Source organism: Allobacillus saliphilus, assembly GCF_018138385.1.
In the GTDB taxonomy this organism is placed as follows: Bacteria; Bacillota; Bacilli; order Bacillales; family Alkalibacillaceae; genus Allobacillus; species Allobacillus saliphilus.
In genome coordinates, this window is the sequence record NZ_JAGSIE010000031.1 from 1 (window position 1) to 17,463 (window position 17,463).

Consider the following 17,463-nt stretch of genomic DNA (forward strand, 5'->3'; position numbering starts at 1 on the left):
CTCACTATATCGTATAAAAAGAAATAGTGGGCAAGATCATCCGTCGATGACCTTGCCCACTAATCTTAGTATGTTTTTTTAGAAAATACTCGTAATATTATTGATAAAACTCGATACCATCGTTTCGATATACGTTCTAGCAACAAAGCTTAAAATTAAAACACCGATAAAATAAACAATTAACAAGAGATAAACGCGATCGGTTCCGCCCCCTGTGTTTTCGACTCCATGCTTAGTAAGAATGGCTGGTAACATAAAAATGACACCAAGGGTTGCGATGATGAATGCAACAGTTGCCAACCAATTTAGATTCAAAACGGAGAATAAAATGCCGATCAAGAAGATGGCTGAGAACGGAAATAAATATCCACCATACTGAGCGGTCAATGCTCGTAAGTCTTTTATTTCACCAGAAATTTTGGCCAAAATAAAGATAAGCAAAATCATAATAATTTGTAGTGCATAAAATCCTATAAACGGTAAGATGAAATAGTCAAAAAAGCTAACTTCCACACTTTGACCAAGTATATTGCCTAATCCGAGGTCATTAAATGAGTTTTGCAAATTAGAAGAGATACTTTTCATAGAGTAATAGATAAAGCCAGCAATTAATAAAGAATAAATTGCAATGGAAATCAAACCAATTGCTAAATGATTCGGTGTTAGATGTTTACTCGCAGACGGCTGCTTTAAGATTTTCTTTAAAACACCGTAGACATTCTCGCTAGGTAATACCTCATCTGAACGAATTGTAATAATTGAAGCTTCGATATCCTCACCACAGTTAGGGCAAAACTGAATATTCTCTTCAACAAAGCTGCCACAAGATGGACAACGCATAAAAACACCCCTTTCTTATCCTACACATCACTTGTAACTATCATATAAGAAAAGAAGTAAAGAACACAATCAATCAATAAGTATTTCAAAAAAAGATCCCGGTAGTAAGAACTCATCTAGCGAATTTCCTATCCCGGAATCTTTTACAATTAATCGGAGTAAGAATACATAGTTGAGTCATTTAAGCTTGATAGGTCTTCAAGTGATTATCATAGGTGACATCATATAAATCTTTGTAAGCAACATGCTCGTCTCTGAACTCAGATGGTGATTCCAACCCTGCTGCCGCTGCTAAATTAAACAAACCTTCACGCATGGCAATGACAAAGTTAGTAACACGATAAGACTTTTCATCAATATTTAATGCACGTTGTAATTTTGGATCCGTCGTTGCCACGCCGACAGGGCATTCATTCGTATGACATACTTGTGCCATGATACAACCGACAGTCACCATAAAGGCTCGGGCTACTTGAACGAGATCCGCACCTAATGATAAGGCAATTGCAATTTTATCTGGTGTAATTAACTTCCCAGAAGCTATAATCTTCACACGGTCTCTTACACCCTCGTTTACGAGTGCTTGATGCAAAATCGGCAATGCTGCCTTTAATGGCAATCCAACACTATCAGCAAGCTCTTGATACGTAGCACCCGTTCCGCCTTCGCCGCCATCGACGGTAATGAAGTCTGGGTGTTTACCAGTCTCCTTCATCGTTTTAGCCAAATCTTCGACGTATTTTTCTTGCCCGACGACGATCTTCATTCCAACAGGTAAACCGGTTGCTTCTCGAATATCAGTAATAAAATCAAGAAGTGTATGCACATCGTCAAATTCGTTAAATCGGTTTGGACTGTTAATCGTTTTATACGGTTCGACGTTACGGATATTAGCAATTTCGGGGGTGACTTTATCACCTTCAACGTGACCGCCTCGAAGTTTTGCACCTTGTGCCAACTTTAATTCGAACGCTTTCACTTGTTCAATCTCTGCTTTCTTCTTTAATTCTTCCCACGAAAACTCACCCGCCTCCGTACGAACACCGAACAAACCAGGGCCGATTTGCATGATGAGATCGACATCTCCTTTTAAATGATGATTTGAAAGTCCGCCCTCACCCGTATTCATCCATGTACCAGTAGCACGGCCAAGTCCAATCGATAATGCGGTTATGGCACGATCTCCAAGTGCTCCATAACTCATGGCAGACATACCAATATGTCCTTTTACATGGAACGGGTTCGGTGTATCCTCACCAATGACGACTTCATATTCTTCCTCAAGTAAAAAAGGTTCCATCATTTTATCTTCGCGGTGCTCTTTTCTACCGAGCAATGAATCTTTATCAATTTGGTAAACGAATGAGCTGATTTGAGGACTTTCACCGAGTGCTAACTCTTCTAGTTGTTTAGGGAACATTGAATTTTTTACGTAGTAGCCAGGCTCTTCAAAATCTCTGAGTGAACCGTAGCCAATCAAACGATGACCATATTTCGCTGGGATGATGATGTCATGATAATCCTTTCTTGAAAAAGGCTTACCTTCTGTATCGTCTCGGAAAAAATATTGCCTTAATTCCGGTCCAATTTTTTCAAACATATATCGAATGCGGCCAAGTACCGGATAATTCCGAAGTACAGAATGTCTTTTTTGGTTACGGTCGACAAAGTATGCATACAATACGAAGAATGCAGGTAAAACTAAAACAAACAAAATAATAATTAATAGAATGACGCTTACGATATCCGCCATTGACTACCCCCCTAGTGAATTATATAATTGCTAGCGTATATATAAAAAATATCGTATATATGGGTTATACCACATCTATTAGGGAACTAAGCATACTAGCCCATAAGGAAGGAGGCGCACGGTGGACAATTTATTGTTTGAACTGATGCTCATCTTATTTTTAGGCGTTAGCTCACAGTGGGTTGCATGGCGCTATAGATTACCAGCGATTGTCGTGATGTCGGTCGTTGGTTTACTGGCAGGACCTATTTTTGGAGTTATAAATCCTGAGGAAAACCTCGCAGTTGTATATGGTCCATTGATTTCCATTGCTGTTGGGATTATCTTATTTGAAGGAAGCCTAGGCTTGGATTTTCGTGAAGTTCGCGGAATCGGTAAACCGATCTATCGTATCGTGACAATTGGGGCATTATTAGCATGGCTTTTAGGCTCATTAGCCGCACATTATGTCGCAGGACTACCGCTCGCTGTATCTTTCGTAATCGGAGCTATTTTAATTGTCACAGGACCGACAGTTATTTTACCTCTCTTGAGGCAGGCTAAGCTAAAGCCACTTCCTTCTGCAATTCTTAAATGGGAAGGTATTATCGTAGACCCTTTAGGTGCCTTGCTTGCTGTTTTCGCATTTGTATTCATTCAATTCATTACCCTTGACGATGTGACATTCATCACTATTTTATTCTTTATCGGTGGATCGATATTAGCTATTCTGATTGGGATTGGATTTGGTTTAGGCGTTGGTAAATTATTCGAGAATGGTTTGGTACCTGAGTATTTAAAATCTCCATTTGTTTTGTCCAGTGTCGTGACTGCCTTTACAATCAGTGATACGATTATGCACGAAACAGGCTTGCTAGCCGTAACGGTAATGGGTATAACCCTTGCAAATATGAGAATTTCATCTATTGGAGATTTACGTCACTTTAAAGAGAATATATCTATTCTGTTGATCTCTGTGATTTTCATTATGTTAACAGCGTCATTGACAAGAGAAACATTGATTGCCATGTTTGAATGGCCGATCATCTCGTTCGTCTTACTAATGCTTTTTGTCATTCGACCGTTAACGATTTTCATCTCAACAATCGGTACAGGTTTACCGTTTAAAGTGAAATTACTGACAGGTTGGATAGCGCCACGAGGAATTGTCGCCTTGACGGTATCTGGTTACTTTGCCGGAGTGTTGATGCTTGAAGGTTATGAGGAAGCTGAAATGTTAACTTCATTAACGTTTGGCCTTGTGTTTGCGACAGTTTTGGCTCATGGCTTTTCAATTGGATGGCTTTCGAAAAAATTAAATTTATCTACTGAAAGCACACCAGGTATTCTAATGGTTGGATCTAGTAAATTCACAGCCAACTTTGCGAAAGTATTGGATGACTATGAAATACCGGTTATGATCATTGATTCATCATGGAGTAGATTATCTCATGCACGTAGACTCGATGTGCCAAACAAACATGGCGAAGTGCTTTCTGAACAAACCGATTACCAGTTAGATATGACTCCTTATGAATATATGATCAGTATGACGGAATTTGATTCATACAACACATTAATCAGTACAACATTTAAGCCAGAGTTCGGTCGGGAATTTTTGTACCAATTACCGATTCAAATGGACAATGGCGATCGTTTAGATGAAGTCAGTAACCATATAAGCGGAAATATTCTATTTAGTGAACAGGCTAACTGGACAGTACTGAATGAGAAGATCAACCAAGGATTTGTATTTAAGAAAACGAAGGTTACAGAAGAGTATACATTTGAAATGCTGAAAAAAGACTTACATCATGAATCGATTTTATTGGCGATTATTAAAGGGAATGGGAAGATTAGTTTCTTCTCTCCAAATCGCGAGCCAAAAATCGAATCAAATGATATTGTCATCAGTTTATCCAAGCCGAATAATCGACAAGGATAAGTTAAACAATCCTAAACCAGCTAGTGGACTAAAAGTGGTCCCTAGCTGGTTTTTTCTTGTGCTTAAATATAGAAAGTCTTGATAACAACGAGAGCCTTTCTCGACGCTCGAATGAGGTGTGGAACGGTGTGAATTGTCGTAGAGAGACCGTCTCAATACCTTAATGAGAGCGGAATCAGTTTGATTTGTCATCGAGTGTGCATCTCAATACCAGAATGAGGGCTGAATCTTTTCGAATCGTCGTTGAGAACGTGTATCAACACCCGAATGAAGCATGGGAGCATCGAAACTGTCGTCGAGAACGCGTCTCAACACCCGGAAGAAGTGGATAAGCATTGAAAACGTCCTTGAGGAATGCTCTCAATGACTGAACAGACTAAATATTAGTTGAAAAGGTCATTGAGAATGCATCTCGATCCCCGAATGAGTGCGTGTGCAGTCCAAAAGTCATCGAGAACAAATAACGACGCTAAAATAAGCAGTAGATAAGTGACTTTGGCCCTAGAGTGCAACCTCAAAAAAATATAGGAGCAATGGATTCGTTCAATCTAGGTACGAACACCCCATAAATAACAAAATATTTAATTAATTAAAATGTTTAGCAGGGATGTTCCTGGTCACCATCGAATGATACATATAAAAGGACACTATACATACATTTAATTTAGATAGAACGCTTGAAAAAATCACCTATTTATCCTCAGGATTTACATCCAATCTAATGAATCTTCATGACACTTTTAAAAAAGATAAACCCAAAAAGATGAAATTATCACCTTAAAACAATGATATGAAGGCTTTTTCATAACAAACTTTGAAAAAGCAATCAACTAGTAAATTTGGAGTATACACGATAATCTGCGCGTATTTTCGATTATATTATAGAAATTTGAATTTTATGTTTATTTCCTCGCAAAATAGGTTATTAAACTATAAAATGTGTGTTTTTTTGGAAGTTGAATAATTCTAGCAGAATCATATACGCTTAAATAGAAGAAATGAACAGTGTAATTTATTTATCAATTATACACAGTCTTTCTTTTCGAGAGGGGGCAAGTTTTTTGGGAAGCTTGAGTAACAATGGCTTTATTCGAGGAATAGGAAAAGTATTTCATTTTATTGATAAAGTAATGATGAGATTAGAAGAGTTTATATTATCCTTCTCGATCATTTTAATTTCAATTATGATCGTCGGTAATGTAATCGCCCGAGAAGTCTTTAATTCAGGTGCTTTTTATTTCGCCTATGAGGTGAGTAAATTTGCCATCATTATAGCAACGTTCATGGGAATTGCTTATGCAGCTCGAAAAGGACGGCATATCAGTATGTCTGCTTTTTACGACTTTGCTCCTATGAAGGTTCGTAAAGTGATGATGATTGTGATTAATGCAGTGACCGCAATCGTGATGTTTGTCATGGCGTACTATACTTATAATTTTGTTCTATTTGAATATAATACCGGGGCTATTACGACTTCGTTGGAAGTCCCTAGATACTTAATGGCCGTGTTTATTCCAATCGGCTTTCTGACAGCTGGGATTCAATACATTAGAAACACAATTGTGAACTTCACAGCGAAAGCAAAAGATAAAGTTTATTTAGGAATCGATGCCGTTGATTATAACGATCAAAGAGAGAAAGATCTAAAGATGGAAGATATATCCATCTAACGTCAAAAATCGATTAGAGTAGAGAGGAAAAATCTATGTTAGCGACATTATTATCTATAATGATTATTCTTTTGCTGTTGAACTTCCCGATGATGATTCCGCTGATCCTGGCACCCGTTGTTATTATGCTTATTTACAATCCAAATTTAAGCATGGATATTCTCATGAAGCAACTGATGACAGGCATTGAATCACCTGTACTGTTATGTGTGCCGTTATTTATTTTCGCTGCGGATATTATGACAGCTGGTAAAACTTCACAGCGTTTATTAGATTTCGTCGGTTCGTTCGTCGGTCACATTCGTGGGGGATATGCCGTAACGACTGCAGCAGCCTGTACAATGTTCGGTGCCATCTCAGGTTCAACACAAGCAACAGTGGTCGCCATTGGACGACCGATGAGAGAAAGATTACTTAAAATGGGATACAAAGATTCGCAGGCAATGGCCTTAATTGTTAATGCCAGTGACGTGGCATTATTAATACCGCCAAGTGTTGGTATGATCATTTATGCACTTGCAGCAGGTTCGGTATCCGTCGGCGACTTGTTTATTGCTGGAATTATTCCAGGGGTAATCGTATTTTTAGCATTCGCAATCTATAATATTATTCATGCAAAAGTGAAGAACATTCCACTAGGTGAAAAAGCTAGCTGGAAAGAACGATTTGTTCATTTTAGAAAAGCACTTTTACCGTTAGGATTTCCAATTATTATTGTCGGTGGAATCTACACTGGTATATTTACACCAGTAGAAGCATCAGGTATTTCCGTATTGTATGCAATAATTTTGGAAGTATTGATATTTAAGACGATTAAATGGAGAGAACTTCCTGGAATTTCACTCTCAACAGGTTTAGTTACATCAGCCGTTTTCATTTTGGTTGCTGGTGGACAGCTTTTCACTTGGGTAATTGGTTTTGCGGGAATTCCAAGAATGATTACTGAAGCAGTTCTTGGGACAGATCCGAGTGCGTTATTCGTCCTGTTGATGGTCAGTGTGTTTTTCTTCGTTGGGTGTATGTTTGTTGACCCAATCGTCGTTATCTTAGTATTAACACCAATTTTTGCTCCAGCTGCTGAAGCGGCAGGAGTTGACCTGATCCACCTTGGAATCATCGTGACTTTCCAAGCAGCATTAGGTTCTGCAACACCGCCATTTGGTGTTGACATATTTACCGCAAGTGCGGTGTTTAACAAACCTTATCTGGAAGTTATCAAAAGTACACCACCTTATATCGTGATGTTAATCGCAATTGGGTTGTTGTTGGTATTCTTCCCAGAGTTATCTTTAGTACTTATTCAGGATTAAAGAGAACTGTCTTATGCAGTTCCTTTAAACAATAAATACATTACAGGGGGTAATGAACATTTTTAACAAAAAATATTTGTTAATGTTAGCATCAATTTTTGCCTTAAGTCTACTGCTAGTTGCTTGTGGCGGTGGAGATGGTGATGAGTCTGAGGATACAGGCTCTGAAGATTCAGGATCAGAGGAAGAGTCCGATTCTGGTTCAGGTGAAGGAAGTGAAGAAGCTTCCGGAGACTTTGAATCCGATCAGTGGCGTATGGTGACGGAAGAACTTCAAGGCGAAGTACAGTTTGTTTATGCACAAGAATTTGCAAAACGAATTGAAGAAAAAACAGGTGGCGCAATTACAGTTGAAGCGCTTGAATATGGTGCTCTAGGTAGTGAAACAGACCAGGCACAGTTACTACAGCAAGGTGGAGTTGAGCTGGCTGTCATGTCTCCAGGATTTACGGGCGGACAAGTTCCAGACGGTCAAATTTTCTCTATGCACTATTTGTTCCCGACAGATCAAGAGCAGATTCACCAAATTTTAAAGGATAGTGAAGCGCTGAACACAGACCTGCGTAAGAAATACGAAGAGCATAGCATCACTCCACTAGCTTATTGGAGTGAGGGTCAGATGGCATGGACAAGTAACACAGCGATTAAATCTCCATCTGATTGGGAAGGCTTGAACGTTCGTGTACAAGAATCACCTTTAATGCGTGAATCTTATGATGCGTATGGTGCTACCGTTCAGTCATTAAGCTGGGGTGAGCTATACACAGCATTAGATCGTGAAACGGTCGATGCACAAGAAAACCCGATCTTCTTTATTGAATCTGCAAGCTTTAATGAAGTACAAGATTATATGATGATTTCAGGTCATAACAACTATGTAGCGATGACGACTGCGAATACTGAATGGTATAACGGTCTTGATGACAACGTAAAAGCTGTAGTTGATGAAACAGTAAAAGAATTGCAAGACTGGGTATTCGATGAACAGAAGAAACAAAACGAAGCTGGACTTCAAGCAATCAAAGATGAAGGAAGCACTGAGGTCATTGAATTTGATGAAGACCAAATTGCTGAATTCAGAGAAGCTATTCAACCAGTTCATGAGTATTACCGTGAAGAAGTTGAAGGAATTGACCCTGAATTATTCGATAAGTTGAAAGGTGAAATCGAAGAAGTTACAGGTGAGTAAGTAAACGATTGAATTAAATAGGCAATTACTGAAGCTAGCTGCGTTAGACCGCGGCTAGCTTTTTTGTTTTGCAGAAAGCATTTGGTAATTCAATTTTCGACAAGAAAAGTGTATACTCGTAATATGTTATTTTGGATAATCCTGCTTTATTCACTCCATCTAAAGAATGTGACTGTTAAACGAAGGATGGTTTGGGGAAGATAAGGATTAGTAAAGGTGTTAAACGTTGAGGAGTGTTTGTCGAAATGGAATGGGGTTTATTACTAGAATATGGCTGGGTACTCCTCGTCCTAATTGGATTGGAAGGAATTCTCGCAGCAGATAATGCGCTTGTTTTAGCTATTATGGTTAAGCACTTGCCAGAAGAAGAACGAAAGAAAGCTCTGTTTTATGGTTTGTTTGGTGCTTTTGTTTTACGTCTAGGCTCTTTGTTTATTATTTCTTTTCTCGTCGATGTATGGCAAATGCAGGCAATTGGTGCAGCCTATTTATTATTTATTGCGCTGAATCACTTGTTTCGGAAATTCGTACTTCATAAAGCAGATGAAGCTGCCGAAGACTCAGCCGTCAGCAAACCAAAAAAGGGTACAGGTTTCTGGATGACTGTCGTCAAAGTTGAGTTTGCGGATATTGCGTTCGCAATCGATTCCATCTTAGCTGCTGTTGCACTGGCAATGGCTTTGCCGAATACGGATTTACCGCAAATTGGTGGAATGGATGGCGGTAAATTTCTTGTCATATTAACTGGTGGATTGATCGGTGTCATTATCATGCGGTTTGCAGCGACTTATTTTGTCAAATTGCTTAATGAACGACCAGGTTTAGAAACAGCTGCATTTATTATTGTCGGTTGGGTAGGGGTGAAACTTCTTGTTCTTACCTTAGCTCATGAAGACATTGCGTTAATTCCACATGATTTCGCAGAATCAACGATATGGAAACTTACTTTCTATATTGTACTCGTGCTGATTGCCTTAATTGGTTGGTTTTCCTCTGGACCTTCAAAGGATGCCGATTCAGATCTGTCAAAGGAAGAAAAAGAAGCGTTATCTCAATTGGAAAATAAAGATGAATAAGCAAGAGGCTGGGACGAATCAAAGTTATTAACTCAAGAAATACGAATAACCATCTAACTTAGCGTAGGAAATATACGGAGACTTCTACGGGAGGGAAAGCCTAGGTGAGACCCCGCAGTGCGTAGCACGAGGAGGCTCAACAGCTGCCCGTGAAAAGCGAAGTATATTTCCGAAGCGGTATTTCCGCCATACTAAATTAGAATGTTCGTATTTGAGTCAACTTTAAAGATTTTGTCCCAGCCTTTTTTGTTCATATACATGTCCCTCGCCCAATTATCTAAAACCACTTGTCCCATGGTCTTTTTCAAAGCTTAAATTCATACAATAAGGGAGACCGGGAGGATGATGATATGTCGGGACATAAGTATATTATGGGAGGCACCACAGCAAAAGGATATGTCAATTTTTATGAAAACTTAATCGAACAACTCGATCATGTTCTTTACATCGAAGGTGGGCATACGTCGTTAATAAGCCCACTGCTAAAAGATGTTGCTGACCAAATGAAGAACCAACTAAATATAGACTATATTTACAATCACATTCAGCGAAACGAACTTGAAGGTATCGTTTTTACAGACCTGAATGCAGGTATTTTCGATCGTTCAAAAATGAATATTCGGCGGATGAAATGGCCACTAATCAAAGAAAGTCTATTATTCTGCGGAGAAGGATATGACAAAGAAGGTTTAATTGAAAAGAAGCAAACTTTAGTAGATTTAGAAAAAAAAATAGAAGAAGTGCACACACTAGCTGTTCAAAGTTTCCAAGAAGCACTTGCGATTCATCATGAAGTTGAAGGCGTCTATGGACCTTATATGAATTTTGAAGAAGCTGACCGAGAGACAGAACGATTGAAGGAAGAAATATTTGAAAAGAACATGTTGAATAAACCGTCAAGCGTACAACATCGCTATTTAGGTGCAGCTACACCAGAAGGACCGGTTGATTTCATTCAAAATTTAACAAACGAAGCAAATCGAAGAATTTTTATGAAAGGCACTTCAGGGTCGGGGAAATCAACCATTCTTCGAAAAATTGCTCGTGAAGCACAGGATCGTGGGTTTGATGTCGAAGTGTATCATTGTGGATTTGATCCGTCGAGCTTGGATATGGTAAACCTTCCTGAACTAGGGCTATCTATATTCGACGCAACCGCTCCACACGAGCAAGAGCCAAGTTTACTAAACGATGAAATACTTAACCTAACTGAAAAATTCACGACGCACACCGTCTCGAGAAAAGATCAACAGAAGGTTAGTATTTTAAAAATCGACTATCGGTTGAAGGTAGATGAGGCCACGGCTTATTTGAAACAAGTTAAGCAGCTTCAGGATGAATTTGAAAAAATTTATCAAGAGAATACGATTCCTGAGTTTTATAATGTAGCGAAAGAAGAATTAATGAACTGGGTGGATGAAAAAAAGTAACTAAACGAGAAACGAAGTGAACGTTAACAGCTAGTTAAAAGATGGTCTCAATCAAATTTTAGAGATCATCTTTTTTTAATGTGAAAAATATCTGTCAATAAGTGATACGAATACTTTTTAAATTATTCGGAATATGAAATAATAAGACATAATAGAAAAAGAAGGAGTGTCGTATGATGCCAACAGAGGCTACATTAAAGAAATATGCCGAGCTTGCTGTGAAGGTTGGTGTAAATGTCCAAAAAGAACAGCCAATCTTTATTAATGCACCAATCGAGGCAAGAGACTTTGTGCACCATGTAGTAGAAGAAGCTTACAGAGTAGGTGCAGAAAATGTAACGGTGAACTGGTCAGATGAAGTCATTACTAGAAAGAAATATGAGAACGAACCACTACATGTGTTAGAAAGTATTCCGGATTGGTTGGTCGATAAGCAAACCGGTCACGTCAAAAATGGTGGATGTATTTTGAGTGTTTATGCACCGAATCCGGATTTGTTGGATGGAATCGAACCAGAAAAAATTGCCAAAGCAAACAAAGCAGCCGGAGAAGCATTGAGTGAGTACCGTGAATATATGATGAGCGACCGCGTTCAATGGTCAATCGTCTCAGTTCCTACGGAAAAATGGGCAGCAAAGATATATCCTGATAAAAATGAAGAAGAAGCGATGGCTGAATTGTGGAAAGAAATATTTAAAATCGTACGCGTCGATCAAGATGATCCTATTCAAGCTTGGGAAGACCATAATGAAACGTTGCATGATATTCGAGATTATTTAAATGAAAAAAAATATGTCGCCTTAGAGTATCACTCAGCTACTACAGACCTTCGCATTCAGCTACCTAAAGGCCATATTTGGGCAGGCGGAACGGCAAAAACGGAAAAAGGAATTATTTTCAATCCAAATATGCCGACGGAAGAAGTATTTACTGCACCGCATCGAGAAGGTGTAGAAGGAACTGTCAGAAATACAAAGCCGTTAAACTATAACGGTAATTTAATCGATGATTTTAAGCTGACATTCAAAGATGGTAAAGTGGTTGATTTCGAAGCGGGTAAAGGAGAAGAAACGCTTAAACATTTGCTGGATACGGATGAAGGGGCAGTTCGGCTCGGTGAAGTAGCTTTAGTTCCTCATTCATCACCTATTTCTCAGTCAGGCTTAATCTTCTTCAATACGCTTTATGACGAAAATGCTTCTTGCCACTTAGCACTCGGGCAAGCCTATCCAACCAATTTGGAGAACGGTGAAAATATGAGTGCAGACGAACAAAAAGAGGCTGGAATCAACAAAAGTTTAATTCATGAAGATTTCATGATGGGTTCCAGTGACTTAACTGTATATGGTGTCACCGAAAATGGCGAAAAAGAGGAGATTTTGAAAGACGGAGAGTGGGCAATTCATTCATAGCTAAATTTTTGCTGTGATTCCTTGGTAAAATTTGATAGTTTTTGTGGAAAACCTAGTCAAAAAGGACTATAATAGAACAATAAGTTGGAATAGAAGGTGGAGATTGGATTGTCGCTTATTGGTCAAACAATCAAATGGCATCGCATGCGCCAAGGAATCACACAAGAGCAGTTAGCGGAAGGTATTTGTTCAAGCGCTTATTTAAGCAAATTAGAAAACAATCAAATTTCTCTTAATAAAGAGATTGTTAGCCAATTATGTGAGCGAATGGAGCTCCCTGTTGAAAAGTTCATCAGTTCTTCGGATGAGCAGGTTAAAAAGATGTTAGAAGATTGGATCGAAGCATTGCACAGCTATGATTTAAACAAAGCTGAATCTCTGTATCGGGAAATTCAGTTGCAAGATGAAAAAAACATAGCTGTTGAACTTAGTTACTTATATGAATTGACGTTATTCGCTCATTACGTGTACACGGGTCAACACGAAAAGTTGGACGAGAAGTTCACGTATTTACAAAGTTTTTCATGGATTTTGGAGGAGCATTATCCATATAGCTATCACAAGTTTGTCGGTTATTATTATTTGACGAAATTTTATTGCGCGAATGCAATTAAGCATTTTAAATTGGCAGAGAAATTGATAAAAGAGACATCCGATCCTAATCTTTATTTGATGATTGCAAGTGCATATACGCGTATGGAAATGATTCTTCGTTCCAATAAATATGCATTAAAGGCCTTTCAGACGTTTCAGGCAAATTTGGACTATACACGTGTAATTAGCTGTCAAATTATTCTGGGTTTGAATTATTGTTTAATTGCAGACCTAGAAACAGCTGAAAGTTATTTTGGAAAGCTTAGGAATCTGGATGAAGCTCAAGTAGGCGGGTTAATCAAATCGGTCATTTATATGTGTGACGGTATTATGTCCATACAAAAGCATGAATATGTAGCAGCACGTGAATACTTTGAAAAAGTGATTTCACGACAAACAAATCATGAAGTTGAGTTAATCTCAAGTCATTATTTGGCTATGACTTATTTTTATCTCGGTGAAAATAATCGTGCGATTCAAGAATTGAACAGAGGGTTAGAAATAGCAAGATCGTATCACAACACGCGTTATCAACATAAATTGAAATCGATCTTATATTACTTTCGTGAACAACATGAAGAATTGCATCAACTATTGATTAAAGAAGCGATCCCTTTCTATCAGAAATTAGAAGAGGATCATGAATTATGCGGTTATTATTTATTGGCTGGAAGTGTGATGAACGAAATGAAGCGGTATAAAGATGCGACGAAATACTTAATGGCTGCTTATAGGGTTAATCGCAGTGAAGATTCATTTTTGCCGAACCCGAAATCAGCAAAAGTAAAACCAGGCTTGCCGCTTTTAACGTATTAATAATTGTGGAGGCCATGCAAAAAAGCGACCCCAAAGTCATATACCTGACTTCGGGATCGCTTTTTTAATTGGACATGTAAGATTAAAAGATTAAGTGGGCAATACCGACGATGATTGGCAAAGTAATTGCCGTACGCATTAAGAAGATGACTAGTAGATGCCAGAAGTTCACAGGAACCTTAGAAGCAAGCAACACACCACCGACTTCTGAAAGGTAGATTAACTGTGTCACACTCAAGGCAGCTACGACAAAGCGTGTCATGTCGTTGGCGACACCTTCGATAATGATCGCTGGGAGAAACATATCCGTGAAGCCGACGAGCAACGTTTCTGCTGCCGCTTTTGCTTCAGGAACTTGCAACAACTCCAAAATTGGTACGAAAGGCGCACCAATCCAAGTGAAGAAAGATGTAAATTCAGCAACGATAACACCTAATGTTCCAATCGCCATGACAATTGGCAAGACCCCAATCCACATATCCAGAACATTTTTAATGCCAATCTTTAAATAGTTCAGGAGATTAGGAGCTTTGCTCGCTCGATCGACCGCTTGTTTATACCCCCAAGTAATCGCTGTATAATTTTCGGGAACGGACTCATCCAATGGTTCTTGGTCTTCTTTCAAATACATATCAGCGAACTTAGACAATGGCGGAATCCGTGGCATAATGACCGCTGCAACGAAACCAGCTAATACAACTGTACCGTATAAAGGCAAGAACATGTGCATTAAATCAACTTGACGAACGATGGCGATGGTGAAGGTGATGGAAACAACGGAGAAAGTCGTTCCAATAACTGCAGCCTCACGTTTCGTGTAATAGCCATCCTCATATTGCTTACTCGTCAATAATACACCGATTGTCCCATCACCTAACCAAGAAGCCAAGTTGTCGACTGTCGATCTTCCAGGTAGTGTGAAGACAGGGCGCATGACTTTCGTTAGCAATGCACCGATGAATTCTAACAAACCAAAGTTCAACAGGAGTGGCAGTAAAAGGCCTGCGACTAAAAAGACAGCGATTAGAAATACGAGCAGGTCATTTAAAATCATACTACCTGTAGCACCAGAGTATACAGCTTCCCAACCGACTTTGAAATAAGTAAATAATACAAACACCATGGCAATCACACGAACGATTGTCCAAAATAAATTGACCCGGAACAATGAACCGAAAAAAGAGTTCGGATTTATTTTATTAGGATTTAATAATGTTATGATGTACACAATGACAGACAATATAGCAGCGACAGAAATTAATAGAACGACCAATATAAGTGCAAAATCACCTAGCAACTTTAAAAATTGATCGGCTAAAAAGGCGACTGCAATTGTCGTTTCTCCTTTAATTGGAATAGGGATCATGAATAATCCGATTCCAATTAAAGATAAAACAATAAACTTCAAATGATGAATACCAGCATACTTTTCTTTCAACGAAAACTCCCCCCTAATAATGAATTTATTTTAAACCCTTATGACTATTTATGCAATAACAAGTATAAATATTTTGTAGAATAATGCAGATAAAAAATTATTTAACAATTTTGAAATATTACTTAACATTTAGTGGAAGTTCGTGTATACTAAAGATGGAATCAATTAAAAGCGTATACATAAACAGATATCATACACAGAGATGGTTGTAACAGGGGAGGTAACGTTCTTAATTATGATGCATTTCGAAGAGTTGGTCGGAAGATTTGAAGGAAAGCTTGGAAGAAACTTATGCAATAAAGAACGGGATTTAATATCGTGGATGGTAAATCAACAAACCCGTAAACAACATTTCTCACCAGAGAAAAAACACCTTCGTCAAAAAACACTGCTCTTTTGAGTGGTGTTTTTTTAATATATTCCAAACGATTTAATTGTATGAAAAAATAAATTTTCTCTATTCCTTTAATCAATAACTGTGTTATAGTAATAAAAAGTTATTTTGTATCATACATATGATGAACTTAACGTTAAAAGATAGTGAATGTGGATAGCGATAAGGCTGGGCATTCTCTGAACAAAAGAGGTGGATGAGTTGGATCAAGGAATGAAAAAAGACGAATGGAAATCAAGACTTGGATTTATGTTAGCTGCCATGGGATCGGCTGTCGGTTTAGGGAATATTTGGCGCTTTTCTTACGTGGCTGGTGAAAATGGTGGCGCTACATTTTTGCTCATCTATATCTTTTTTATTTTAGCGTTCGGTATACCGCTACTACTTGCGGAATTCAGTGTCGGGAAAGCGGGTAAAAAAGATGCGGTAGGCTCCTTTATGCGATTAGCACCAGGAACAAAATGGCATTGGACAGGTGTCATGGGTGTGATCGGCGGCACACTTATTTTAAGTTTTTACAGTGTGGTATCTGGTTGGTCATTATATTATTTATTTCATTATTTAATTGGGGACTTTTGGACAGAACCTACGGGTGGATTTGGTCAAGGTTTTGAAGATTGGACATCAAGTACTTGGGGACCGTTGATTTGGCAATTTCTATTCATGGTCGCAGTTGTATTTGTTGTCATTCGCGGCATTAAACGAGGTATTGAACGTGCAAATTTAATCGCAATGCCGGCATTAGCCATTTTGATGGTTGTTCTAGCCGTGTATTCATTGACATTGGATGGAGCAAGTGAAGGATTAGCCTTTTTATTTACACCGGATTGGAGTCAGCTCAGCAATCCACAAGTCTATTTAGCAGCAATGGGGCAAGCCTTTTTCTCACTTAGCTTAGGAATTTCGGGGATGCTGACATATGCTAGTTACTTAAAGAGCAAGGACCGCTTGCCTGCAGCAACGGTCGGAATTGGTGTGATGGATACGGTGTTCGCCGTCATTGCAGGAATCGTCATATTCCCAGCTGTGTTTAGCTTCGGCGTAGATGTTCAATCCGGTCCGCCATTAGTATTTATCACGTTGCCGAGCATATTCGCGAGTATGCCAGCCGGCGGTCTAGTTGGTACTGCTTTCTTCGTTTTATTAGTTATGGCGGCCTATTCTTCCGCATTATCTATGCTAGAAATTCCAGTTGCCTTTTTCCACCGTACATTAGGATTAAGCCGGAAAGCGGCCTCGATTCTTTGTGGCTCAGTCATTTTCGCAATTGGCATTACCGTTTCGATAGGTTACGGAATTTTAAGTCATGTAACGATTGTTGGCAATAAAGGTATTTTAGACTCAATCGACTATGTTACGGGGAACTTTATTTTGCCATTAGGTGCCATGTTAATCGCCATTTTCGTTGGGTGGTATTGGACGAAAGATCAAGCGATTAAAAGTAGTGAAATCAATAATCATTCACTACAATCCATTTGGTATTTTATCGTTCGCTATATCGCTCCAGTCGTCGTCTTGGTTGTTGCGATCACAAGCATTTTTGGTTAATAGATTCATTTGATTGTCCCAGCCATGTGCTGGGGCTTTTTGTTTTTAGAAAAACTCATTATGTTGAAC

The 17,463-nt window shown here is 38.7% G+C and carries 12 protein-coding genes; 9 read left to right on the forward strand and 3 right to left on the reverse strand.

Annotation, left to right across the window (positions count from 1 at the left end; translation table 11 throughout):
* Positions 1-78: 78 nt before the first annotated feature.
* On the reverse strand, positions 79-840 hold the full coding sequence (locus KC820_RS10260; protein ID WP_212370765.1) for a zinc ribbon domain-containing protein: 762 nt from the start codon (positions 838-840) through the stop codon (positions 79-81).
* Between the two features lie 181 nt (positions 841-1,021).
* Entirely contained in the window at positions 1,022-2,593 is a 1,572-nt protein-coding gene (locus KC820_RS10265; RefSeq protein WP_212370766.1) for an FMN-binding glutamate synthase family protein, read from the reverse strand.
* Positions 2,594-2,714: 121 nt separating this feature from the next.
* Between KC820_RS10265 and KC820_RS10270 the strand changes: the two genes are divergently transcribed.
* The 8 genes from KC820_RS10270 to KC820_RS10305 all read left to right on the forward strand — a co-directional run bounded on the left by KC820_RS10270 (position 2,715) and on the right by KC820_RS10305 (position 14,014).
* Positions 2,715-4,517 (forward strand): cation:proton antiporter, encoded by a 1,803-nt coding sequence (locus KC820_RS10270; protein ID WP_212370767.1) that lies wholly within the window; start codon positions 2,715-2,717, stop codon positions 4,515-4,517.
* 1,061 nt (positions 4,518-5,578) lie between these two features.
* Positions 5,579-6,187, forward strand: coding sequence for a TRAP transporter small permease (locus tag KC820_RS10275; protein WP_236782628.1), 609 nt, complete (start codon positions 5,579-5,581; stop codon positions 6,185-6,187).
* A 35-nt stretch (positions 6,188-6,222) separates the two neighbouring features.
* The gene (locus KC820_RS10280) at positions 6,223-7,497 is read left to right on the forward strand and encodes a TRAP transporter large permease (RefSeq protein ID WP_212370769.1); all 1,275 of its coding nucleotides are present in this window, start codon (positions 6,223-6,225) and stop codon (positions 7,495-7,497) included.
* An 82-nt stretch (positions 7,498-7,579) separates the two neighbouring features.
* Entirely contained in the window at positions 7,580-8,686 is a 1,107-nt protein-coding gene (gene dctP / locus KC820_RS10285; RefSeq protein ID WP_236782629.1) for a TRAP transporter substrate-binding protein DctP, read from the forward strand.
* 245 nt (positions 8,687-8,931) lie between these two features.
* Positions 8,932-9,762, forward strand: a complete 831-nt coding sequence (locus tag KC820_RS10290) for a TerC family protein (protein WP_212370772.1) — start codon at positions 8,932-8,934, stop codon at positions 9,760-9,762.
* A gap of 350 nt (positions 9,763-10,112) precedes the next feature.
* Entirely contained in the window at positions 10,113-11,192 is a 1,080-nt protein-coding gene (locus tag KC820_RS10295) for a hypothetical protein (protein ID WP_212370774.1), read from the forward strand.
* A gap of 176 nt (positions 11,193-11,368) precedes the next feature.
* Positions 11,369-12,604, forward strand: a complete 1,236-nt coding sequence (locus KC820_RS10300) for an aminopeptidase (protein ID WP_212370775.1) — start codon at positions 11,369-11,371, stop codon at positions 12,602-12,604.
* 108 nt (positions 12,605-12,712) lie between these two features.
* On the forward strand, positions 12,713-14,014 hold the full coding sequence (locus KC820_RS10305) for a helix-turn-helix domain-containing protein (protein ID WP_212370776.1): 1,302 nt from the start codon (positions 12,713-12,715) through the stop codon (positions 14,012-14,014).
* Positions 14,015-14,096: 82 nt separating this feature from the next.
* On the opposite strand, the gene KC820_RS10310 is transcribed toward KC820_RS10305, so the two are convergent.
* Complete coding sequence (locus KC820_RS10310; protein ID WP_236782630.1) at positions 14,097-15,452, reverse strand: YjiH family protein; 1,356 nt, start codon at positions 15,450-15,452, stop codon at positions 14,097-14,099.
* A 586-nt stretch (positions 15,453-16,038) separates the two neighbouring features.
* On the opposite strand from KC820_RS10310, the gene KC820_RS10315 reads away from it, so the two are divergent.
* Positions 16,039-17,394, forward strand: a complete 1,356-nt coding sequence (locus tag KC820_RS10315; RefSeq protein WP_336511042.1) for a sodium-dependent transporter — start codon at positions 16,039-16,041, stop codon at positions 17,392-17,394.
* Positions 17,395-17,463 lie beyond the last annotated feature (69 nt).

Coding starts and splice junctions, on each gene's coding strand:
- KC820_RS10260 (WP_212370765.1), bottom strand. CDS start 840: ATGCGTTGTCCATCTTGTGGCAGCTTTGTTGAAGAGAATATTCAGTTT.
- KC820_RS10265 (WP_212370766.1), bottom strand. CDS start 2,593: ATGGCGGATATCGTAAGCGTCATTCTATTAATTATTATTTTGTTTGTT.
- KC820_RS10280 (WP_212370769.1), top strand. CDS start 6,223: ATGTTAGCGACATTATTATCTATAATGATTATTCTTTTGCTGTTGAAC.
- dctP (WP_236782629.1), top strand. CDS start 7,580: ATGTTAGCATCAATTTTTGCCTTAAGTCTACTGCTAGTTGCTTGTGGC.
- KC820_RS10290 (WP_212370772.1), top strand. CDS start 8,932: ATGGAATGGGGTTTATTACTAGAATATGGCTGGGTACTCCTCGTCCTA.
- KC820_RS10295 (WP_212370774.1), top strand. CDS start 10,113: ATGTCGGGACATAAGTATATTATGGGAGGCACCACAGCAAAAGGATAT.
- KC820_RS10300 (WP_212370775.1), top strand. CDS start 11,369: ATGCCAACAGAGGCTACATTAAAGAAATATGCCGAGCTTGCTGTGAAG.